Genomic DNA, 23,229 nt, shown 5'->3' with positions numbered 1-23,229 from the left:
TTGCCTTGGCACACCGTCAAACGCATTGACAAAGCTAGGTTGGTTCGGGAGTTGCCTGAAGTCGATTACGGTTCGCTCAGAACTCTGGTCATGGATGAGTTCGCATTGCACAAGGGGCACCGCTACGCCTCCGTCGTAGCCGATGCGGACACTCGGCAAGTGCTTTGGATCGGTGAAGGGCGCAGTCGCGAATCCATACGCCCCTTCTTTGAATCACTGGGCGAACACTGCGATCAAATCGAAGCGGTCGCGATGGATCAGAACAGCGCCTTTGACCTGGAGGTGAAGATGCACTGCCCGAATGCGGAAGTCGTCTACGACCTTTTTCATGTCGTTGCCAAATACGGCCGTGAAGTCATCGACCGAGTCCGCGTGGATCAGGCCAATGAACTAAGGCAGAACAAGTCGGCTCGCAGAGCGGTCAAACGTAGCCGATGGTTACTTCTAAAGAACAAGGACAACCTCAATGAAGAAGAACTTGTCAGGCTCGAAGAGCTGATGAATGCCAACCAATCCTTGGCTCAAGTCTACGTCCTGAAAGAACAGCTCAAAGAACTATGGCGAAGCTCAAGCATCTGGGGCGCCTTCAAACGCTGGCGCACATGGTGGAGGATGTGCCGTGAGTCCAAAATCAAACCCCTGCTCGCCTTCGCTGATAAACTCAGACCCTACCTCCGTGGAATCATAGCCTCAGCCAAATACCCACTCAACACCAGCGTGCTCGAGGGCATGAACAACAAGATCAAGGTCATCAAAAGAACCGCTTATGGCTTCAGGGATACGGAATACTTCTTCCTCAAGATTAAGCATGCTTTCCCCGGGAAATGACGATGAACCACAAAAAAGCACGAATAGCCCCGAACCCAGCACATATCGGCAACCTCTCGCAGCAACTCCACCGCCTCAGGAATATTCGCATAGGCAAACCGAGACAGATGAGCAGCTTCAAGCTGTCCACCGCTCTTTAAAAACAGCCTCTTTCCGAAACGCGTATCCTCGAGACGACCGCAGGCAGTTTCTTGTGGATTGGAAAGAAACACCGGAGACATTTCCGAACGCAGCGAAGGATTCCCGCTCCGAGGGGCATACCCAGAGTAAGCCAGTCGTGCATATATATCTTCTCCACACTCGGGCGAAACTTCGTGACAGCGGCCGCCTGTAGAACCCTGCTGCCTTTGGGCTGCAACACGAAGAGTATGAATCGAGAATATCAGGGGGCTATAGCGAGGCTTTCGACCGAAGGCATGGGAATCAAGCATCCTGATCCCAACCTAAAAATCCAGACTTCACCCCTCCTTTGCCGCCATCGCCAGAATCCGGCAATAATTATGAATCGCGTGGTCAGCTAACTCGCGGAACCAGAGGGCTCTTGGATGGAGCCAAGGCAAACGAGATGCAAAGCTCCACTGACTACGACGGCGCAGTTTGGAAGCCGTCGATGGGTCCGGATCGAGCCAGCGTCGCGACTCCGCGAGCACGGCCAAACGCCCGGCATGGGAAAACCCCAAACTCTTCGGGGGCAGCTGGCAGACCACATCCGCCGGTCCTTGGTAGCGGATCAATTCTCTGCCTCGAAAATTCTCCGAAAACTCCACATCCCCTACCCGAGGACTGCCAAAAATCATCGCCCCAACCTCGGGATATTCGGCCGCAGCCAGGATTGCCAGAGCGCCTCCGAGACTGTGCCCGGTGACGACATTCGGTCGGGGCAATTCCTGCAACTCCGCGCGCAGAGTCGACCAGGCGTCCGCGAAGCCCCGATGCACCCGCCCTCCGGCCGAGTGAGCGACCCAGGCTGCATCCAAGTCATGACGAAGATTTTGCACTTCCCGGGGACGCGTCCCACAACCGCTGAGGACAATCGTTTCCCCACGGCGAAACAAATCCGCACGGACACCGTCTCGCTCGACCCGGGCGATCCATTCCCAACCGAAGGTTTGCAACGTCTCCTCCACCGCTTGCCTCTCATGGTAGACGGCGTGGCAAAGCGTCGCCAAGTGCCAGGCGGTTCGGAGATCTTCGAGAACGAATCCGGGCCAGGCCACTCCCGGTTCCACCGTCACCGAAACCCGCTCCGGGTGAAACAGATGCGTGCGCCGCGCATCCGGCACATCGGCAATCGGAATGAAGCCGCTGCGCGAAGCGCTCACTCCCCGGGATAGATCAGGATCCGGTCATGAACCAAGATGACAAGATCGGGAATGCCATCCCCGGTCAGATCATCCAGAAGCGCTTCCCGCGGCTCCTCGGGGGCCCCCACCCGGCCACGGTAGTGAAGGTTCTGCTCGAAGACGGTGAAATGCAGTCGACTCGCCCACTCGTCCGGTGGACTCCAATCGAGTAGCTCAATAACGTGTTCTTGACCATCCACGGAGACCACCGGAAAGGGCGGGCCCGTCTCGGAAGAGGAAAAAACCAATTCGGTTGGCGAGACATCCAACAGATCCGTCTCATAGGAAGAGACCGGAACCGTCTCCCACTCCCCTGCAAGTAGAGGGAGGACCCAGAAACGATCGGACCCCAACACCAAAAGGCTCGACCCAGAATCATCCTGATTCACGAGAACCCCTCGCGCCTCGAGCCAGCCAACGTCCGCCGAATCCCGGTAGCGGAGAACCCCTTTCTCATCGCGCTGGAGCCGCTGCATCACACCGGCCTCGCTGTCATAGAAAAGCAACTCCGATTCACCATCCCCATCGACATCCACCAAGACGGGGATCCGCACGACGTCCCCGGAGGAACGCGCATTAAACTGATCCAGAATGACGAACCGATCGTCCGCATCGAGGCCAACAGCCCGGGCGAAACCCTGAGCCGCAACGATGAGCTCGTCCTTCCCATCCCAGTCAACATCACCATATCCGAGCTGGTTGCGATCCAGCCCATTAAGCAGACTCTTCCGGACCGAAGACTCCCCGGCGATCTCCACCAAGGCGGATTCTTTGGAAACGTCCTTCTCATCCTCGTCCGCCTCTTCCTCATTTTCGGGAGCGAGACGAAAGATCCGCGCCGCTTCCCGCGGAGCCAGAAGAAGAATCTCCTTCTGACCATCGTCATTCAAATCGAATACAACCAACCCTCCTGGTGACCTCTTCACATTGGGAACGGACTCTTCCCGCACCAAGCGAAAGCCCGAGGGGTGGTCCCCTCCTCTCTCCAGCACGACCAAGTTGTAATCCCGGCCGTTCTTGGTGACTCCGATGAGTTGGGGAGGCCCGCCCTCGGCGAATCGGCCATAAGCGAGGGTTTGAATTTCTCCCTCAACCGGAAAAGGCACCGGGAAGGCAAAACGTCCCTCTTCGGTCATTCGACTCAGTCCGGCAAAATTCTCCTGGCTGCTGAAAACCGCGAGATCGTCCCCCTTTCCCCCTTCCCGCGGGACCGCGATCAACTCAGAAATTCCCAGCAGGGAGGGAAAGGATTGCGGGGACTGGAAGTTCCAGCCGCCCTCCTGACGATAGAGCAAAATCGAAGACTCCTCGGGATCTGCGACGGCCAGCTCGCCCAACCCGTCGCCGTCAAAATCTCCATAGGCATAGGCGGCCGGGGCATCCCCCGACGAAACCGGATAGATCCGCGGCCGCGCCTCCTCAAAACCGGCCGACTCAGCGGAGCGTTCGCGCATCGCAAAGAGATTGATGGCACCGGAATTCTGGGCGATGTAGGCAAACGTCGGCTCCTCCAGGTTTTCGGACCGCAGGGCGTAGACATAGGCCGATCCAATTTTCAGATCGAAGGCCTGCTCGGGTCCGAAGGCTCCCGATTCTTCCTGCAGCCGAACCCTCCACGCCCGGGCACCAGAGCCCGCCGTGTAAAAGATATCGGGCCGCCCATCTCCATTAATATCGGCTAAATCGATGCCATAGGCAGTGTCGGCGGTCAAACGCAGCTTGTCCGGAGAATCGGCCAGACCCTCCTCTCCTTGGTGAAAGAGAAGTATATCCTCCTCGCCGAGAACGATCAGATCCGTCCGCCCATCTCCGTCAATGTCGCCCGCTTTTACGGTGCTCGTCCAAGGGCGGGACGAAAACTGGTCATAGGTCACCGCATCCTCAAATCCGCCCTCCTCCCGTTGATAGCGGATCGAGAGAGGCTCCTCTCTGCCTGTGTAGGCAAAATCGACGAGCCCGTCGCCATTAAAATCTCCCCCCACAACCGCGAAAACCGGGAATCCGGTCGACAGATTCTCCTCGCGAAAAAATGCGTCCTCCAACTCCGGCTCCCAACGGTTTTTCCGGACCGTGCGCCCCATCGGCGGTGGTGCCTCGCCCTCAGTCTGCCGGAGGAGGAAATCGATCCGGCCTCGATCATTGTTGACTAGGAAAAGGTCCTTCTCCCCATCGCCGTTGATATCACCCACCTGCAGCGAGCGGGTATCCCAGTCCAGCTTGGTAACGATCGGCGGGCCAAATCCGGACAACTCCGGAGAATCTCCGCCCCACAGGGTGAGTCCCGCGAGACCCAACCCGACAGCCGTGACAACAAGGCGCGGACTCATTGCTCCAGCCTTTCCATGGGTAGAATAAGGCTCTCGAAAAAGAACCCATCCTCATCCGGCACTTGTCCCGTAATCACAAAGTGAGGAAAAAGATCTCCCTTCGAGAGATTACGAACTCCCTCAGGGATTTCTTCGGCCTCAGGATCCTGAGATCGAACAGCGATCGCCACATCAATCATATTGCCGAGCAACAAACCGAGGTCCGAATAACTGGCGCCCACCGCTTCCGGAGGTAACTCGGCGACGACCTCCTGCACGTCGGGGCGATTCCAGAAACCGGAATCCCGCCCATTCATCCGGGAGACCGCATCCTGCAGAAGCCCACCCTTCCCCGTTGCAAAGAGAAAGTAGTCCCCCGTCAGTGCATAGGACACGTAGCTCTCGGGATCTCCCGGCATCGCTTGCGCGGAAGTAAAAATGGTCGCGCCCCCGAAATTCGTTTCTTCAAAAAAGGCGTCGAGGCCAAACATCCCCTTCACCCCTTCAATCGCCAGATTAAATCCATTCGGGTCCCGTAATTGAATGGCAATGACCGAATCCAGAAGCATCAGATCGTCGCCCTCGGGATCGGAAGTCTCGCGGAGAGTGGCGTAGGTCACCGTCTCCTCCCCCAAGGCTCCGATCAGGCTCCTTTCAAAATCCACACCCGTCGTTCTTTCGAAATTTTTCCGGGTCATCTCCAGCATGATCGTAAGATTCGGGCTAATCTCTCCCAGCATCTCTTTAATCCCACTCCAAACCTCATTCCAACGGACTCGGCCCACACTGGAAGAAACCGCATCCTCGGGAGGCAAGGACGAATAGGGAATCGGGCCCTCGCCATAGGACAGCAAATTGAGCACCCCTTTCTTCTCGCTGTAGGACAAGCCTCCCCGGACTACGGATTCCTCCGCCCCGAAGTTCACCGAGAGATGGAGGGAATCGAGAGCCCCCAAACCGATCGCTTCGACCACTTTCGCCGGCTCAATGCCCAAGGGGTTACCGCCCTCGGCCAAACTCCGATTCATACCGATCTCCATTCCCTTCCCCATGATCCGTGCCAGCTCTTCAAGGTCGAGATACAGCAAAACATCACCGTCACCGGCTCGGTCTTTCACATCGAGGAAACGGTCCGACTGCCCGATCCCGCCCCCCTCGGACGGATCGGCGATGCGGGCCACCACATCGCGAAGGCTCTCCATCGGCTCGGCCAATACGAGGATCCCATCAACCAATGCCCAGCCATTGCGCCGAACCAAAGCTCCCTCCTCGTTCAGCACCTCCTCCACATGCAGGGTGTATCCCATGAAATCTTCATCATAGAGATACGGCTCCTGACCCGGCAGAAGGTTCTCGGGGCGCTCATCGCTCCACGGATCGAGAAATTCCGAAAAGTCTTCCTCCGTCCCCGCGAACTCCCCGAGGATGAAAAAATGGCCGCCCTTATCTGGACTCCATTCCTCGAAATTCTTCCCATCAAAAGAAGGAGCGGTCAATCCGAAGGCAAGAGCTCCGTCGAAGAGATGCCCATACTGTTCCCACTGCTCCTTCGCCACATCTCCGAAGAGACCCTCCGGCTTTCCTCCATCTGCGGACTCGTCCATCTCCGCGTCCACGTCGCGGTCGACTATGGAGGAGAGAAATTGGCGCAGATCTTCATTTTCCATGAGCTCGCCAAAAGCACTCTCGCTGAATCCGCTTTCCAATTCCGGCATATCGCGGACCAGAAACAGGAACGTGGAATCTTCATCCAAGAACTCAGCGAGATCAACCCGATCGGAAGCGGCCCCCTCTGCAGCCGTGAGCAGAACACTCCCCAACAGAAGAGACGGAAAAAGTTTTGAGAGACGGAAGGTTTTCATAAGCTAAAAAATACGGATAAACAGACAGTAAGCGCGAAGATTCCTCCTCCCTCAGGATCCTTCTTCTTCGGGAGATTCGTCGGAGGCAGAGGGCGGAGATGGATAACGGAAGCCGGCATTCGGGTTGGTCGGGTCGAAGGCAAAGGCGTCACGGTTCTTGAGGAAGAATTTCAAAACGTTGGCCGGGATCGCAAAGCCCAGACCTTCCGCCCCCATGGCCACGACCTTCATATTGTTCACGCCGACGACCTCTCCCTGCAGATTAAAGAGCGGCCCCCCGGAATTCCCCGGACTGATCTGGGTCGTCGTCTGGATATGCAACCGACCATTGATCGGCCGATTGGCAATCGAAATAATCCCCTCCGAAACCGACCGCTCGAGGCCCAGGGGGCTCCCAATCGCGAAGACAGACTGACCGGCGCGCAAATCCGCCGAATCTCCCAGAGGCACGGTTTCGAAGACCCGCCCCGGCTCCCCGGCGACCGAGAGTAAAGCTATGTCCATCTCCGGGCTCGAGGCGACGATCGCCACGTTTTCAAAAGTTTCCTTCCGCAAGCCCGATCCCGATTGTTCGAAAACGGTAATGGTGATCTCGTGCTCCCCCGCGATGACATGGTCATTGGTCACGACATACCCCTCCGGGTTGATAAAAAATCCCGACCCGAGCCCCGTCGGCGTCCGCACCATGACCACCGCCGGCCCGAGACGATCGACCAAGGTCCGCAAAGGCAATGTCTGCGCCCCCTCGGCCACCCGATAAAGGTCCCCCGAACTTCGCAGCACCGGCTCCTCCGTTTCTTCCTCCACGATCCGGACAATGACCTCCCGTGGAATGCTGATCACCTCAAAGCCGAGGTCGAGGACCACCCGATCTTCCTTCTCCGCGAGAATCTCGCCGGTCATCGTCGCACCACCTCCGGTTTCGACCCTTACCATCCCTACCGCCATCAGAGGCAAAGCCAAAATCAATAACAGACGGAGGAGAACATGAGAACTTACAACCATGGAATCCCGATGAAAAAGAGAGTGCTCTGAATTCACAAGACGATTCAGGAAACTCTTTTACATTTCGGGAGTCCCGTCATTACGCGGAAGGCTCGAGGTCTCCTGAATCGAAAGCCCAAAGCATGGGATCCCTCCTGTCCACGATTTGGCAAAAATTTCTCCGGCATCGGGCCATACTACGGCGCGACACTAAAAAACCTACCCGTTTCCAGTGTGCCATGACTTCAGCTTTGATCGCGCCCAACGCCAAGGGACTCCTCAAGACGGAAACGGTCCGAAACCGGACAACATTGTTGGGGAGATTTCCCCCAAGTAGTCGCTCAGCTTCAGCTGCGCGACCCGTTGAGGCTCCGCAGTTTCGATGAACTTTCGGCGTCTGAAGACATTAGCCGCCCCTTTGCGAGGACGACTCATCGCATGGTAGAGACGGAGCTCCGCATCGGCCTATCTTACGCGGTGAGAGAGCTGGAAGCTCTCACTACCTTGGTGGATTGCCCGGAAGGTCTTTTGCAGTGGAGAGGAGAAAGTAGCGAGAGCATCCTTGCTCTCGATTTGCGCAGGAAGAGAGAGCTGGAAGCTCTCACTACTTTGGATCTACCTACTCAGGACTCACGCACCTATGACAGTGGATCCTCACGAATCAGTTGGCCTTCCTCTTTTCTGCGAGCTTCTGCGCCTTTTTGCGGCGAAACCCCGTCCCAGTCCACAGGCGAGCCGCCCCGCCCGAACGTTTATGACTCCAGCCGGTGCTTGAGATCAGCGCGGTAGCTTCTGCCGACGGTGAGCGGCTCGGCAAGGCCGCGGAGCTGAAGCCTCCAGATTCCGCCACGTCGATCCAAGCTCTGAATCCGACTGCAGTTAACGATGACCGAACGACTGATGCGAACGAAGCGCCTTGGCGAAAGCGCGCTCTCCCAATACCGCAGACTTCGGTTATCGGATGCACTGGGAGCATTCAGAAAATTCATCCGACTGTAGTCACCATCTGCCGTGATATGGGTGACCTGATCCAGCATGATCCTCCGATGAACCGAGCTCTCCTGCAAATGAATCGAAGCGTCCTCCTTCTCCTCTACATCCGGCTGAAAAGCTGGCGGAGCCGAATCCGCAAAAAGCCGCAAAGCAAACAACCTCCCCACCTCCCGCAGTAGCCAAATCTCCTCCTCCGACCAATCGCCTTCGTGGGTCGTGGTGTCATAGCCGATCTGAAGCATCAACTTGCCCCTGTAAAAAACTGGCACCGAGAGCAGAGACCGAATGCTCTGCCTCATGAACTCAGACTGCAGGGCCTTGGCACGGCGCGGCATCCGCTTCGAGTCTTGAATGTAAACCGCCTTATTCTTGAGCAAAGTCTCATGCATCCAAGCTCCCATCTCCACCGGAATCCCCTGGAGCTCCACCACATGCTCGCTCGATCCCGATCGGGCCCACTCGTGAGTGTTCCAGAAATGGGTAAAATCTTGATTGTATCGAATTAACCAGGCGCGATCCGAGCGATGCGCCCTGCCCAGCAAAGCGAGGATGCGGTTAATCGCTTTGTCGGCTGGCAACCCCAGAAGCAGGCTCCCGCATCGACGCAGGAATTCCCCTTCCTCCACAATCTGCCCGGCAGAGGCTCGCCGCTCTTCTCGTTGATTCACAGGAGTCCTTTCAGCCCTTCCGATGTCACTTGTCAACTTATGATGTCGCTCATCGAAAAATCATTGCCGGAAACCTCCATAACTTTGAGATCTGGCGGGCAACTGAAGAACCACCCCACAGTGATGTCCTCAAAGACGAGCAATTGAGGGGAAACTTCAACAAGAAAATCAACTGAGACAACAAAATGAGAAACGCACTCCAGATCGCACTTTCCGCATTATGCGCCGCTGCGCTCAGCGGCTGCATGACCATGCCTCCCTCGACGTATCAGGGCTCCGCGAACGGATACAATACGGCCCTTCAGAAGACTGCCGATGAGCAATTGCTCCTCAATCTGGTCCGGCTCAAGTATCGGGACACGCCCTACTTCATGGAGGCCTCCTCCTTCACCGCCCAGTTCGATTTCAACACCAACGCCTCCATCGGAGGAGCGTTCCCTCTGAGCGGAGACGGCACGGACGTTCTAAACGCCGGCGCTGGCGTGAGTTTCAGCGAACGTCCCACCATCGCCTTTACGCCGCTACAGGGCGAAGATTTCGTCTCAAGACTACTCCAACCGGTATCCTTCCAGACCATATCCCTCCTCTTCAACTCGGGATGGAGTATCGATGCTGTCGGTCGAATGGTCGTGCAGCGAGTCAACGGGGTCGACAATGCCCCCGGAGCTTCCGGCCCCACCCCCAAGGAAGCGGCTACCTATGTCGAATTCAATCGAGTTTCCGCCCTCATGTTTGAACTTCAAAAGACAAGCATGATGCAATTAGGGAAGGGGTCATCCGGGGAGAATGAAGGCGGCCCCGCTCTTTACCTACCCCAAAGCGGCGCCTCAGCTGAGGCGGACGAGATCCGGGAACTGCTCGGCCTCGATCCCGCGCTGAACGAGTACCCCGTTTTCGCGGGCACGGCTTCGATTCGGCAGGAGAACACCGGTGAGATCATCATCAACACTCGGTCGCTTCTCGGAGTTTTCTATTACCTCTCCCAAGGGGTGGAGGCCCCCGCAGAGCACGTCAAAGACGGATGGGTAACCCGCACATTGAATGCGGACGGATCCGCTTTCGACTGGAATCAGGTTCTCCTCGACCTCTTCAAAGTCCAGGTCGATTCCTCCCGCCCATCGGATGCCTATGTCAGCACCCACTATCGCGGCAACTGGTATTCCATCCCGAACTCAGACCTCGATACCAAAGCCAGCTTCACGATTCTCAGCCAGATGTTTGCTTTGGAAACCGGGGACGCTATGAGCCAAACCCCTCTCCTCACGATTCCGATCTCCAACTAAGCCCGTTCTTAAAAGAGATCTCCCATCTCATTCAACCGATTCGGCCCAACCGGAGTAATCGAAACACCGAGGCAGCAGCAACCTCATCGCATCGAGCCGACTCGAACCGCTCAGGATGAACCACACTGACAAGACGGAGAACGACTTCGACAGACGCTAATACGCGAATCGTCAAACTCATCTAATCAAGCCCCGGAGCCGCCCGCTCCGGGGCTTTTTTTGTGATTCCGTGCCAGAGGAGAGCTAGACGTGTTCTGCGAAGCTGCCAACGAAGCAGGAGAAATCTCAGTGCTTTCGGCTTGGTCATTTGCGCTCCGAATTCCGAAATTCCGTCTCGAATTTCAGATTTTTTCTAATAAAAGAGAAGTTCGTGTGTCTCACGCGGCGTAACGACCAGATTATTGTGAGCATGATCCCCGAGCCCTATCCGAACTGCGGTCGAGAAATCGATCGGGAATCCGCATGAACTCTTCCGCCGATGTTGAAGAAAAACCTCAGGACCCGAAGAGCTCTCCCGCTCTTCCCGAGGACTGGCGTCCGCGCCTTCATCGCTATGTCTGCCAATATCTCGACGATGCCGGGGCCGAAGATGTGGTTCAGGAATCCGCCATCCGGCTCGAAAAGGAGAAAAATCCCGTCCGCCATCCTCTCGCCTGGCTTCACCGCACGGCCCGCAATCTCGCTCTCAACGAAATTCGGAGGCATCGCCATACCGTCCCGTTCGACGAATCCGTCCGGGCGGACAACGACGACCCCTCGACGCGACCCGACCAACGGCTGGAGCATCTGGAACGATTGGAACGCCTGGAATCCCTCCTCGCCGGCCTCGGCGACCGGGAACGGGAACTCCTCCGGCTCAAATTCGAGGAAGGGGCGTCCTACAAGGAAATGGGCAAGCGCATGAAACTCTCCGCTTCCAATGTTGGCTTCATCCTCTGCCGCACCCTCCAGCAACTCCATGCCGAGGCTCAAAACGAAGGAGGCTCACAATGAACGATCCGGAACCCATCGACGATCTCATCCTCCGTTCCATTCTGGGAGAAACCACCCGACAGGAGGAAAAAGAACTCCGCGAGGCCTTTGCCCAGGACCCGACACTTCTCGAACGACGCAAGAAGCTGGTCGAAACCGCCCACCTCCTCGCCGAGGTCCATGGCGTTCCCTCCAATACGGAGGCACCCCGATCCAGTCCGGTCCCGATCTGGCTGCGTTCCCTCCGCGGCATTTCCTCGGTCGGAAGCGGGATCGCCGCCGGACTCATCCTCCTCTTTCTCCTCTTTCCCTCACTCGACCGAGTCCAGGAAAGCAATCCGATCAAACCCAAACCAGCCCTTTTTGAGGACACTGACCACGACCTCAGCTCGGGGATTACTACGACGTCCTCCACGGTCTCTCAGCCTCCCGAACCCAGAGAGGAAGATCTCCGTAAGGGGGTTGCTTCAGCGCCACCCCCTGCCCCTGAGTCCCCCCAATTCGAATTCGAGGAATTCAACGTAACGGGAAGCTTTGAAGGTGAAACTACAGGCAATCGCCAAGCTCCCGGCTCCTCCTTCATGCGCCCCCAGTCCGGCCCTTCCCCCGAGAGTCCCAATGCCTCTCCCGTGATCGCAGACTCGTCCACTCTTTTCGAGGAAGATTTAGCCCCTGGATTAGAGGTTCGGGACGCTAGCTATAATATTCTCAACGCTTCCCCGGAGTCCGAACCCCCCGCCGAAACCCGAGGCCCAATCGCCGGTTCAGGATCCGCCCCCACCGTCACCACCGCTCCCACCCGAAGTGACCGTAGGGGGGGTGCTTCAGCGCCCCCCGCTGCCCCTCAGTCCCCACAACCTCCAGCTGCCTCTCCGACCGGCTCCATCAGCTACGAGGAATTCGTGAAAACGTACGGAGATCTTCAACGCGAATCCACCCGCAACGAAGCTCTCGGCCAAGTCACCCGTTCTTGGGGTTCCTCCCGATCGGAAGCCGATTCACTGTCATCCGGATCGTTGACCGCAGAATTCGATATGGCCAAAAGCGACAGAGCCCGGGACTTCGGCGGCTTCAGCTTAGGTGCTGCCAGTGGATATGTACAACCGAGCGCCCCCATGGACGATCCGTTCGCGGCTCCACACCGCCCACAAACTTCGCCTCAACCCGCCCGCAGCCAAACCTCCTTCGCCGGAGAAAAGGCCAAAGTAGACCGTCTCGGGGGCGACTTGCCCCTGATGGGCCAATTGTTCGCCGACGAAACTCCCGGCCAAGTCACCCATTCCCGTAGTTCCTCCCTCTCGGAAACCGATTCAAAGCAATCCGGATCGTTAACCGCAGACTACGAAATGGCTAGCAGCGACGTAGCTCGAGACTTCGACAACTCGAGCTCAAGGGGCAATCAAATGTACCGTTTCAGGGGTGAATCCGCATATCCAAGCACCGAAGAAACAGCCAAAATGGACGGTCTCAGGATCGAGCCGAATTTGAGGAGAGAGATATACGGAGACGAATACGATGGCTTCGAAAATAGCTTCGCCAGCGAAACGGACGAATTAAAGAAGCGCGAAGTCGCGCCTAAACCCAAGCCTGCACCAAAGCCAGTAAAACGTCCCGCGCCTCCCCCGGCAGCCACCTTCACCGACACCGAAGAGGATAATTTCTCCACCTTCTCCCTGAACGTAGCCGACGTTTCCTTTCAGCTCGCCGCCCGCCAGCTCGAACAGGGTATCGCGCCCGATCCAGTCTCGATTCGGCAGGAGGAATTCTACAACGCCTTTGACTACCGGGATCCCTCCCCCGCCTCCGGAGAACCCGTTCGCTTCGAGGTCGAGTCCGCGACTCTGCCCGCCAGCCACAATCTCAAAGTGGTGCGTCTCGCCGTGAAAACCGCCGCCCAAAGTCGGGCCGGAAAGCCCGCGCAGATCACCTTCGCCATCGACAACTCCGGATCGATGCAGCGATCCGACCGCAAGCGCACCATTGAGGCCGCTTTTGAAAAGCTCACGGATGGCCTCCGCCCCCAGGATCGCATCAATATCGTCACCTTTGCCACCGACTCCCGCGTCGACCTTCTCCAGTCTTCCCCGTCGAACTCGGGCCAGATCCAGGCGGCCCTGAACTCGGCCCCCGAGGGAGGGACGAATCTGGAAAACGGACTGACAACCGCCTATGAGATGGCAGCACGGTATTACCAGCCCGCCTACGAAAACCGGGTCATTCTCCTCTCCGACGGCATCGCCAACCTCGGCCAGACCGAAGCCGATCAGCTCGTCGCGATGATCGAAAAGTTCCGCAATCAGGGGATCGCCTTCGATGGGTTCGGGATCGGCTGGGAAAACCTCAACGACCCCCTCCTCTCCGAACTCGCCCGCAACGGCGACGGCCAATACGCCTTCCTCAACTCGCCGGAGGATGCCGGAGCCCTCTTCGCTCAGGCCCTTTCGAGCTCTCTCCAATCGGTTGCCCGGGATGTCAAAGTCCAGGTCGAGTGGAATCCGGACCGGGTCCAGCGTTTCCGCCTCATCGGCTACGACACCCATCTTCTGAACAAAGAGGACTTCCGCAACGATGCCGTCGACGCCGCCGAGATGGCCGCCGAAGAAACCGGCAACGCCCTCTATTTGGTCGAGCTGAAACCGAATGGATCCGGCCCATTGGGAACCGCCCGTGTGCGATTCAAAATGGAGGAGCCTCCCGCCCCTCCCAGTGCGGAAACCGAACGCATTCTGGAACAACTCGAATCCGTCGTCATCCCCCGCGCCACTTTTCTGGGGACAAGCCTGCCGACAGCCGCCCAAGCTCTCACGGACCTAATAGCGGAGAACAACTCCGACAATTCCATGGGCGTCAGCATTGTGGTCAGTGCGGCACCGGAAGATCGTCAGGTAAACTTCTCCGTTCGAAACCTTCCTGCAATCCGTATTCTCGACATCATGTCACAACAAACCGGTTACCACTGGAATGTGACCGACAACAACATTTCGTTCTCCCCTCCGGGAGGTCGATCCTCAACAAACGAAGATCAGTCCGAACAAATCACCGTCGAAGAGCGCTCCTGGATCATCCCCAATCCACCGGTCTGGCCGGAGATCGATTCCGCCTCGGCCCGCCTCCAACTGAGCACGGCCGCCGCCATTTTCGCGGACAAGCTGCAGAATACCAATCGGTTTTCTGCAATCGACAGGGCCCAACTCCTCGCGTGGACCCAACAGGCCCAATCCTTTTTCAACTACCCTGCCGAGATCGAAACTCTGGCCAATATGATCCGCAACGCGAATTTCCTCCCATGAACATGACTAAAGCCCTCCTCCTCCCGCTCCTCCTTCTTTCGCATCTGGCTCACTCCGCCGAGACGGCGACGCCGATCCAGCAACCCGAAGGCCGTTCGGGAAGCTTCGTCATCCACGGAGAGTTCGACCCCGCCGAGACTCCCCACAACGGAAAGATCGCGACTCGTATCCACGGCACCATCACCGTCGGAGCCGAAAAGACCACCGGCAACTGGAAGGTGACTCTGGAGCCCATCGCGACTCCGCTGACCCTCGTTTACCTCCAACTTAAAAACACCGAGTCCATCCGCGAGGTGCGCGGGGCGGACTTGCGCGGTTGGGGTCTCCAGCAAAAGGAGGATGGTGCAACTCTCGGACTCGCCTTCTCCCCCTCACAAACTCCCGAAGGTAGAACCATCGAGATCCTCACCTCCCACGAGCAGTCGCTCCCCTGGGAATCGGCGAAGTTTCTCCAGATCTCCCCACTTTTCGAAGGGCTCTCTAGAGCTTCGGTCGAGTTCCACACTCCACCCGGAATCGGCCTTCAATTTCAAGCAGGCAACAACGTCCGCTCCCTAGAGAACCCGACCGTCCATTACGCATCATTCGCTCTCGACGGGTTTCCCTACGAACTCTCGGCATCCGCCCGACAGGTTCCCATCAATCCTTTCACCATCGAGAACTATACCCTCCGCACGGAATTCACTCCGTCCGGCCCCCGTCATCTCTGGAGCGGAACGATCACCGTCCATTCCGACGATGGAGTCGAGCTGCCCCTTCTCCGCGGTGCCATCGCCCTCTCCGAAGCCCCGGATACGGACGACTACACGATCCAGGCCTCTCCGGGTAATGTCCGGCTCAAGTTTCCCCGCGCCGGAAGCTATGCGGTCGAGCTTCCATTCACCGTCAAGGTCCAGGAAAGCGTCGATGGCGGCTCGCTCGCCTTTACCCCAGCCGAGGGAACGGTCCGCCATTTCGAAGCGGTCAACCAGTCGGATGAGCGACTGGTGTTGACGGTCGCCGGAGTGACGCGCCTCCTTACGGAATCGGAATCCACCGAAAGTTTCCCCCTCGACCGCGAAGGCACGGTTCGGATGAACTGGACCCGCGGCGCCGGCAACACCAGCGCGAAAAAGTTTTTCACCGTCGATGGCGCGACTACCATCACCGTAGCCAAGGGTGCGCTCGAGCAGGATACCCGCTTCGCCTACTCCCTCACGCAAGGGGCAATGCAGGACGTTCGCCTCAACGTGGACGGCCCCGCCGACATTCTCGACCTAACCGGACCCTCCATTCGTGACTGGTCGGTTCGCGATACCGGAGATGGCACCCGCGAGATCCTCGTTCAGTTCTCCGAGGCGCAAAGCGGACAATTTCTCCTCCGGGCAAAGATGATGGAGATCCTCAGCGCCTTTCCCGTCGAGGTCGAGCCCACCCGCCTTTCGCCCGTGGGAGCTCAGCGCTTCAGCGGTTTCCTTCGGATCGACTTCGACGCTGAAACCAAGATCGATATCGCCGGAACCAACGGCCTTCTCCAGGTCGCGCCCAACCTCTTTCCCTCGGCCCGCTTCGATTTCAGCAATTCGCCCGGCAATCGTCCCGCGATCGCCTTCCGCCACGGATCCGCCGACTACAGCCTTTCCCTTCGGGCCGAAGCGGTCACTCCGGAACTTTTCCAATCCGTCGTAATTCTCTATGAAACCGACTTTTCCGGAATCCACCTCTCCGCGGACTTCGACGTGGAGATCCGCGAGGCCGCGGTTTCTACGATTCCCATCGAGATCCCCGAGGATTTCATGGTTCTCTCCGTTTCCGGCGGAGACGTGAAGGATTACCAGCTGATCGAGGAAAACGGGAAAAACCTCATCCAGATCTACCTGAACGGCGAAATCAAAGGACGCACCGCCTTCGGGATCGAGATGGAACGCCCCGGCTCCTTCGAACCGCGCCCACTCGCCGTCCATCCCGTGACCATCCCGGATGCAAACCTGGTGCGCGGGTTCGTCGGACTCGGCACGGTGGAAGGCATCCGCATCCAGATCGACCAAACCGAGAACCTCACCGAGATCGCTTCCGCTTTCCTTCCCCGGTTTCAGGACCGCGCCTCCTTCGCCTGGCGCATGCAACAAGAGGATTGGACTCTTTCCGCCTCACTCTCCGCAGTCGAGCAATCCATCCGCCTCGACACCTTCCGCCTCCTGACTCTGGCCGAAGAAACGCTCTATGGCAGTGCGATCTTCAACTTCGCGGTGACCGGAGCCCCATTGACCGAACTTCAATTCGAATTGCCCGCGGGCTACGATAATCCGGACTTCCAGGGAGAAGGCCTCCGCAGCTGGACCCTCAAAGACCGGACGGCGACCCTACGGTTCCAATCCCCGCTTTCCGGAGCGTTTACCATCCTCGCCACGTACGAATCCCCGATCACTCGCGACACCCTCTTTCCCACGACCGGACCCACTCCTCTTCTCAAGGCTGACGAGCAGGGATTCCTGGCCTTCGTCTCCCACTTCCCGTTCGAAATCGCACGGCAGGAAAAATCCGGAACCCTCACCCGGATCGAAGCACGGGATCTTCCCGAGGAATGGCGTCTTTTATATTCCTCTCCACTGATCGCCGCCTTCCGCTACGAGAACGAGAATCCGGAGCTCTCGGTGGCACTCCGATCCCTTCCCGGTATCGAATCGATCCAGCAGAACATCGAAAGCCTTCAGGCCCAGACCCGAATCAACCCCAACGGCGAACTCATCACCGAGCTGGACCTGACCCTGCGCAGCATTCAGCGACCTTACCTCGCCCTCGAAACCCCGGAAGGATCCCGGATCTGGGAAACCCGCGTGGCCGGTCAAGCCGTCACTCCGGTGACCGACGGCAGCCGCACTTTGATCCCCCTGCCCGCCACGACCGGACCCGATGGAACCCTTCTCGTATCGCTGACCACCGCCAACCCCGGCGATCCCTCCTCGAAGATGCAAATCTCCCTCCCCGTCTTTCCCGCCCCGGTTCAGGACTTCACCTGGACGGTCCGGGCCGACGGATCCGTAGTGCCCGCCTTCCAAGACGGCCTCCTCGACCCGATCAACTTGCCGCAACCTCTTTCCCTGCAGGGCTTCGTCTTCGCCATCGGACTCCTCCTCTTCGGGATCGGCATCATGGGAATGGTCCTCCTGGTGCGGCTCGCCATCCGAGTCCCCTTCTGGTGGAAGCGGTTCCTCATCGGCATCGCGATCTGCACCTGTGCCTTCATTGCCTTCCTCGGGGCCATCCTCGCCCTCGAGACGAATCTGGTTCAGGGTCACCCGACCCCTCTCCCCGAGCAGCTTGAGTTCAGCGGAAAAGTTCTCCCCGCCGCCGAGTCGATCCACGCCACCGTGGTCTTGACCGAACCAGACGGTTCCCGGGGATTCCACCCGAGCATCCCATGGCTCGTTGCAGGCGTCGTCCTTCTCGCCGGAGCCTTTGCGCTTCGTCGCAACCGCCCTGCGGCCCTCGCCCTCTCCTCCGCCGGGCTCGCCCTCATCTTTTTCGCCTCCGCCACCTCCTTCCCGGCAAGCTGGCCCCTCCTCTGGATCGGAGTCATTGCGGTGGTGGCCCAAATTCTCGTTGCCGGACGTTTCCGTTGGGCTGGCAGAGGAAAGGCTTCCGTCCTGCTCGCCCTAATCGCACTCGGAGTCGGAAACCCGCCCGACCTATCGGCCGCTCAAGCCGAGAGCATCACCCACGACCTGACGCTGCAGGCGAACCGCCTGTCCGGAGAGACCCGGATCGAGTGGAAGGCCACCACCGGAGAAACCCTGGCGCTCGCCCCGGCCGGAACCCGGGTAACTGCCATTGATTATGAAGCGGACGCCATTGAACTGGTCCGCACAACGGAGGGCGCTCTGCTCGCCCGGGCCAAGAGTGACGGCACCCATTCAATCCGGATGGAAGCGCTCTGGGAACCTCAGGTCGACGGCAACTCCCGCACCGTAACCCTCGCCGTCGGACCCGCCTTGATCCAGAAAGCCATCCTCCACGGCAAGCAATTGGAACGCATCACCCTCGAGTCGAAAGAGGCAGTCGATATCCGAGAAAGCGACGACGGCCAAAGCCTCGAACTGAGTTTCCGGGTCGGCACCCTCCCCGATCTCTCTTGGGCCCCCGCGAAGCGCGATCCGGCCAAAGAGCCCCTACGTTTCTTCAGCGAATCGAAACACGTCTACGTCCCGATCAGTGGCGTCGTCATCGGAGAGCATCGCTTCAATCTCTCCTTCGCCCAAGGACAGTCCTCGGCCTTCTCCATCAACATCCCCGAATCGCAAATCGTCACCCACGTCGAGGCGAACCGCGGCCACACATGGCAATTCAATCCCGAGACAGGAATGCTGCAAATCCTCACCTCCGAACCGGTGTCGGCACCGTTTACCATCCGGGTCGTGACCGAGATGGTGAAATCCAACCTCCCCTACGAGACCATTCTTGAAATCCCTCGCGTCGCCGACGTGGAATCGTCTCTCGGCTCCGTTCTCCTCGCCACGCCCTCCGAGGTCGAAGTGACGGGAGTGACGCCGACGGCGATGTCGCCGGGCGGCAATGACAGCGCAATTGATCCATCCCTCGTGCAAATTGTGGGGGAGACTCTCAGCGTCCGCGAACGCTTCCGGTTCGGGAAGGACGAGCCCTCGCTCACCTTCACCGCCCGCGGAGTCGAGACGGAGATCCACATCGAATCCCGCCAAAACCTCTCGCTCGGCGAGGACCGGACCCTCCTCAGCTTCCAGGGAACCGCGACCGTTGAGAAGGCCGGACTCTTCTCCATGCGCTTTGCGGTCCCGGCACCCTTCGATGTCGAAAACATTTCCGCGACAAACCTCGCCTACTGGACCAAGGACGCCACGGAGGACGGTCTCGAGATCATTCTCCATTTCCAGCAAAAAGTCCTCGGCAAACTCCAGCTCGCGCTCACCTTCAGCGGCCCGGGGGCCGACCGACTCAAAGACGGACCGCTCCCCGCCATTCGGTTCGACCGGGTTGCCCGCGAGTCCGGCCTTTACCAGATCTCCCCCGAGCTGGGGCTCAAGGTCACGGTCGACCTGCAGAGCGCCGCCCTTCAGGTTGACCCCCAGAGTCAGGGCATCCGCAAACCGGGCGGACACCTGATCCGGCTCCTCTCTAAAGATTGGCAAGCGTCTTATTCGATCGAGAAACTCAGTCCGTGGATCGAAACCCAAAGTCTTGCCCGCGTCACCGTCGACTCGAGCCGCGTCGAACACCGAACCGTCTTCGCCCTCGACATTGAGAATGCCGGGGTCAAAGAACTCCTGCTCACCGTCCCGAAAGACCACAGCTCCCTCGTCGTCGAGCATCCCCACCTTTCGCACTTCCGCCAAGAGAGCCCCGACGATCCGTCGATCTGGAAAGTTGTTTTTGACCGCCGCATTATCGGCACCTCTTCCCTCACGGTTCATTACTTCACGGAAGCGGTTCCGGAAAACGAGGACTGGGCCCTAGACCTCCCCTACCTCCAGAACTCCGACCGATCCACCGCTTACGCCTCCGTATTCACGAACCCAAGACTCGACCTCACCCCGGATCCGTCGGCCGAGAACAACCGTGCGCTCTGGACCAACATTCCCGAGCGTCTTCGCGGCCGGACCCAGGCCCCCGCCTCCGGGCTGGTCTTCCGCCTCACCGAACCCGGACAGCCCATCCACTTCACCGTCCGCAATCTCGGCGAATCGGAGTCTCTTCTCAAAGCCCGCGTCCTCGCCGTCAACGCCCGCAGCATCCTCGCCGAGACGGGGATCACCCTCACGGAGACTGTCGTTCGCCTGCAAACCCAGAGTCAGCGCTATCTCCCGATCCGTATTCAGGAGGAGACGACTCTCTGGTCCGCCTTCGTCAACGGGCAGAACGTGCGCCTCTGGGAAGATGGCGATGAGATCCTCATTCCACTGGCGAAGAGCTCAGTCCCCGGCGCGGAAACAGAGGTTCGCCTAATCACCGCCACGCGTGACCACCCGCTCTCGCGGACTTCCACCGAGACCCAAAACCTATCTCTTCCGGATCTAGGCCTCCCCCTCGAAAACATCGAGTGGCTGGTTCACGCGCCCCAGGAGTGGCGGGTGCCCATGGACACGCTTGAGACCACCCTGAACCTCGCCGGTATCGTGACCCAGCATCCCGACCACCCGGGGGTAATGCCAAACCAGACAATTACGGACAACAACATCGATTCGGCCCGGGAACTCTACGGTCTCGGGAACTCGCTACTTCAGCAAGGGAAGACCCAAGACGCCAACCGGGCCTTCGAGTCCGCCTACAACCTCTCGCTCAACGACGCCAGCTTCAACGCCGATGCCCTCGTCCAGTGGAACGAGGTGCGCAAACAGCAAGCCCTCTCCGGCCTCAACCAACGGCGTTCCAAAGTCGCCAACGTCTCTGGCAACGTCAACGCCATGGCCCAAATGGAGAACCAAAGCGGAGCCATCCCCGTCCAGTCCGCCCAATCGGCAGAAGGCCTCGCCGCTGTTGTCCAACAATTGATCGAACAACAGAACGCGGCCCTTCCCTCGCCCGCCCAGTTCGACCTCACCGTGCCCGCAGCCACCCAGTTCATCCGCCTCCAGCGCGTAGTCGCCGTAGATCCCTGGGCCGAACTATACGTAAGCTTCCAAACCGAACCCACCCGCCAACCCGCAGACGAAGGCAGTTGGTGGATCGCGCTGGTTGCCTTTATCCTCCTGGGAGCACTGGGCTGCGGGATCTCCCGGAAGAAGGAATAGGAACTGGGAAAGACCGTCCCGAAAAGGCCCACAAATAGAGCGCCTATGAAAGGGTTGGAGTACCGGCTTTATCCGGAATGCGCTGGAAAGGCCCTCTGAGAGGCAGCATAATTCCGGATAAATCCGGTACTCCAACAAAGGCCCGCGAATAACGATACAATCGCAGGAGGAGAATCCGATTTCTATGATATCGCAGGATGTCCCCGACATCTCGGACCTTTGTTCGGGAGCTGGAAGCTCCGAACTACGATATGGGCTCCGTTGATCCAAACCGTAGCGGGAGCTTCCAGCTCCTACGCCATTTCGGAAATCTCGATTAGATCAAATCCGGTCAATCATTCAGCATAGCGGTGCGGAGCCGGGCGGGGAACCAACCCGGCTACTTTAATCCTCGGGAATGCAAGGGCTCTCTGAGAGGCAGGATGATCCCGGATAAATTCGGTACTCAAGCGGGATGCCGCATTGGGCGAGGTTGGAGCACCGGCTTTAGCCGGAGTGCGTTGGATCGGTCTGCGGCCCTCCGAGAGGCAGCATGATTCCGGATAAATCCGGGACTCCAACAAAGGCACTGGATCTGAATCCGTTCCGACTCGCGCGATCCTCCTTCGATTCCATCAACGTATAGTGATACAATAATATTTCCGCAATCCGATTTACCCGTTGACAGAAATCATCCCATCCGCGATCAAACATCCTTCCTTATTTCGTAATGCTACACCTCCGACAGATCAGAGAACGACTCATGTTGGGTTTTCAAAATGAAAATCCAATGGGAACGTGTTGTGCCCATTTGTCCGGCCACACCCGTGTAGCGCTAACCGTTTTAATCACTCAATTCGACGATTAGAAAGAAAACAAACTACACTTTAGGAATGAGCCCGGACTGTGAAAACACCCGGGCTTTTTTATTTCCTTCTTCCCAGAGACACTGGCTTGCAATCGAAGATCGCATCCCGTGTCCGGGCGGAGCCTTGGATAGCTTCTCCTGCCTCCCATCTTATTGCTATTCAATAATTTATATATTTTTTATTTGACAAATAAGTTTTATTTCACAAAACCAAACACCATTCATCCATTCACGTCATGCACACACGCATAAAATCCATTCATCCATCGTCTCAGATTCGGAGACAAAAAGTACCAATGCTTTGGGGCTTATTGGACACTCCGAATCTCATGACATGCGATCGCCTGTATTCCTTTGAGAATCCAGCACGGGCTTTGAATCAGCCAAAGTTTCCTAATCTATACACCTGTCGAATCCGACCGACCTAGATGAGAAACCAGACACTCTTTCACCAAGCCCAGGCCGCCATTCAAGCACCTGGGTTTTTTGTTTCCACCCAACTACAGTTCACCGGCCTCCCTTCCGCCGCACGAGAAGGTCAAACGTCAAGTAATCGGCGTCCAAACCATGAAGACCATTTCATGAGAGGGGCGAAACCAACCGAAGGGTGGAAACAAAATTATTTTAAGTCAGTGCCTCTTGATGAGAGCACCTGACTACGGATCAGGGGATTCGAATCTTCTCATCCTCCGATTCAATTTTCTTCGGCGGTAGTTCAATCGGTAGAACGCGGCACTGTTAAGGCCGATGTTGCAGGGTCGGAGCCTGCCCGCCGAGCCAATTTCCGGGAGTATGGTGTAGACAGTCTGCACGTCTGACTGAAGACCAGAAGGTCATGGTGCGATTCCATGTGCTCCCACCGAACTTACAAGACCGAGTAGCCCAACCGGAAGAGGCAGCTGTCTCAGAAGCAGCACAGTAGGGGTTCAAATCCCCTCTTGGTCACCAATTCCATGTAGAGTAGCTCAGTTCGTTAGAGCACGAGTCTCATACGCTCGGGGTCGTGGGTGCAAATCCCGCCTCTGCAACCATTCCTGCGGGATAGTGTATAGGCTGCACGGTGGACTTTGACTCCGCAAGAGAAGGTTCGAATCCTTCTTCCGCAACTTT

11 protein-coding genes and 5 tRNA genes are annotated in these 23,229 nt (G+C 58.0%); 11 read left to right on the top strand and 5 right to left on the bottom strand.

Annotation, left to right across the window (positions count from 1 at the left end; genetic code table 11):
* The coding region (locus H5P30_RS05275) for an ISL3 family transposase (RefSeq protein WP_185691362.1) at positions 1-828 on the top strand (828 nt) is incomplete at its 5' end.
* 458 nt (positions 829-1,286) lie between these two features.
* Here H5P30_RS05275 and H5P30_RS21990 read toward each other — a convergent pair.
* The 5 genes from H5P30_RS21990 to H5P30_RS05250 form a co-directional block, all read right to left on the bottom strand.
* The gene (locus tag H5P30_RS21990) at positions 1,287-2,150 is read right to left on the bottom strand and encodes a lipase family protein (protein ID WP_185691904.1); all 864 of its coding nucleotides are present in this window, start codon (positions 2,148-2,150) and stop codon (positions 1,287-1,289) included.
* Complete coding sequence (locus tag H5P30_RS05265) at positions 2,147-4,498, bottom strand: FG-GAP repeat domain-containing protein (protein ID WP_185691903.1); 2,352 nt, start codon at positions 4,496-4,498, stop codon at positions 2,147-2,149. Before H5P30_RS05265 ends, H5P30_RS21990 begins: the two co-directional genes overlap by 4 nt.
* Positions 4,495-6,339 (bottom strand): hypothetical protein, encoded by a 1,845-nt coding sequence (locus tag H5P30_RS05260; protein ID WP_185691902.1) that lies wholly within the window; start codon positions 6,337-6,339, stop codon positions 4,495-4,497. The genes H5P30_RS05265 and H5P30_RS05260 overlap by 4 nt, the downstream gene beginning before the upstream one ends.
* 51 nt (positions 6,340-6,390) lie before the next feature.
* Complete coding sequence (locus tag H5P30_RS05255; RefSeq protein WP_185691901.1) at positions 6,391-7,344, bottom strand: S1C family serine protease; 954 nt, start codon at positions 7,342-7,344, stop codon at positions 6,391-6,393.
* A gap of 731 nt (positions 7,345-8,075) precedes the next feature.
* On the bottom strand, positions 8,076-8,984 hold the full coding sequence (locus H5P30_RS05250) for a LytTR family transcriptional regulator DNA-binding domain-containing protein (RefSeq protein WP_185691900.1): 909 nt from the start codon (positions 8,982-8,984) through the stop codon (positions 8,076-8,078).
* 185 nt (positions 8,985-9,169) lie between these two features.
* Between H5P30_RS05250 and H5P30_RS05245 the strand changes: the two genes are divergently transcribed.
* The 10 genes from H5P30_RS05245 to H5P30_RS05205 all read left to right on the top strand — a co-directional run bounded on the left by H5P30_RS05245 (position 9,170) and on the right by H5P30_RS05205 (position 23,225).
* Entirely contained in the window at positions 9,170-10,267 is a 1,098-nt protein-coding gene (locus tag H5P30_RS05245; protein WP_185691899.1) for a hypothetical protein, read from the top strand.
* Between the two features lie 462 nt (positions 10,268-10,729).
* Complete coding sequence (locus H5P30_RS05240; protein ID WP_185691898.1) at positions 10,730-11,260, top strand: RNA polymerase sigma factor; 531 nt, start codon at positions 10,730-10,732, stop codon at positions 11,258-11,260.
* Positions 11,257-14,529 (top strand): vWA domain-containing protein, encoded by a 3,273-nt coding sequence (locus H5P30_RS05235; protein WP_185691897.1) that lies wholly within the window; start codon positions 11,257-11,259, stop codon positions 14,527-14,529. The genes H5P30_RS05240 and H5P30_RS05235 overlap by 4 nt, the downstream gene beginning before the upstream one ends.
* Positions 14,526-21,272, top strand: coding sequence for an MFS transporter (locus H5P30_RS05230; protein ID WP_185691896.1), 6,747 nt, complete (start codon positions 14,526-14,528; stop codon positions 21,270-21,272). Before H5P30_RS05235 ends, H5P30_RS05230 begins: the two co-directional genes overlap by 4 nt.
* A 197-nt stretch (positions 21,273-21,469) precedes the next feature.
* On the top strand, positions 21,470-21,592 hold the full coding sequence (locus H5P30_RS22220; RefSeq protein WP_281388002.1) for a hypothetical protein: 123 nt from the start codon (positions 21,470-21,472) through the stop codon (positions 21,590-21,592).
* Between the two features lie 1,231 nt (positions 21,593-22,823).
* A tRNA-Asn gene (locus tag H5P30_RS05225) sits at positions 22,824-22,899 on the top strand.
* Between the two features lie 6 nt (positions 22,900-22,905).
* Positions 22,906-22,978: transfer RNA gene (locus tag H5P30_RS05220), tRNA-Phe, on the top strand.
* Between the two features lie 12 nt (positions 22,979-22,990).
* Positions 22,991-23,067, top strand: a tRNA-Leu gene (locus H5P30_RS05215).
* A gap of 6 nt (positions 23,068-23,073) precedes the next feature.
* Positions 23,074-23,150: transfer RNA gene (locus tag H5P30_RS05210), tRNA-Met, on the top strand.
* 4 nt (positions 23,151-23,154) lie between these two features.
* Positions 23,155-23,225, top strand: a tRNA-Gln gene (locus tag H5P30_RS05205).
* The last annotated feature ends 4 nt before the right edge of the window (positions 23,226-23,229 follow it).

It is taken from the genome of Puniceicoccus vermicola, from assembly GCF_014230055.1.
GTDB classification, from domain to species: Bacteria; Verrucomicrobiota; Verrucomicrobiia; order Opitutales; family Puniceicoccaceae; genus Puniceicoccus; species Puniceicoccus vermicola.
The sequence above is the reverse complement of the archived record's forward strand: the minus strand, read 5'-3'. Positions and strand labels throughout refer to the sequence as shown.

What these genes read in the sequence shown, in the direction of transcription:
- H5P30_RS22220 (WP_281388002.1), top strand. Translation starts at nt 21,470, where the DNA reads ATGTCCCCGACATCTCGGACCTTTGTTCGGGAGCTGGAAGCTCCGAAC.
- H5P30_RS05265 (WP_185691903.1), bottom strand. Translation starts at nt 4,498, where the DNA reads ATGAGTCCGCGCCTTGTTGTCACGGCTGTCGGGTTGGGTCTCGCGGGA.
- H5P30_RS05235 (WP_185691897.1), top strand. Translation starts at nt 11,257, where the DNA reads ATGAACGATCCGGAACCCATCGACGATCTCATCCTCCGTTCCATTCTG.
- H5P30_RS05245 (WP_185691899.1), top strand. Translation starts at nt 9,170, where the DNA reads ATGAGAAACGCACTCCAGATCGCACTTTCCGCATTATGCGCCGCTGCG.
- H5P30_RS05255 (WP_185691901.1), bottom strand. Translation starts at nt 7,344, where the DNA reads ATGGTTGTAAGTTCTCATGTTCTCCTCCGTCTGTTATTGATTTTGGCT.
- H5P30_RS05230 (WP_185691896.1), top strand. Translation starts at nt 14,526, where the DNA reads ATGAACATGACTAAAGCCCTCCTCCTCCCGCTCCTCCTTCTTTCGCAT.
- H5P30_RS05240 (WP_185691898.1), top strand. Translation starts at nt 10,730, where the DNA reads ATGAACTCTTCCGCCGATGTTGAAGAAAAACCTCAGGACCCGAAGAGC.
- H5P30_RS05260 (WP_185691902.1), bottom strand. Translation starts at nt 6,339, where the DNA reads ATGAAAACCTTCCGTCTCTCAAAACTTTTTCCGTCTCTTCTGTTGGGG.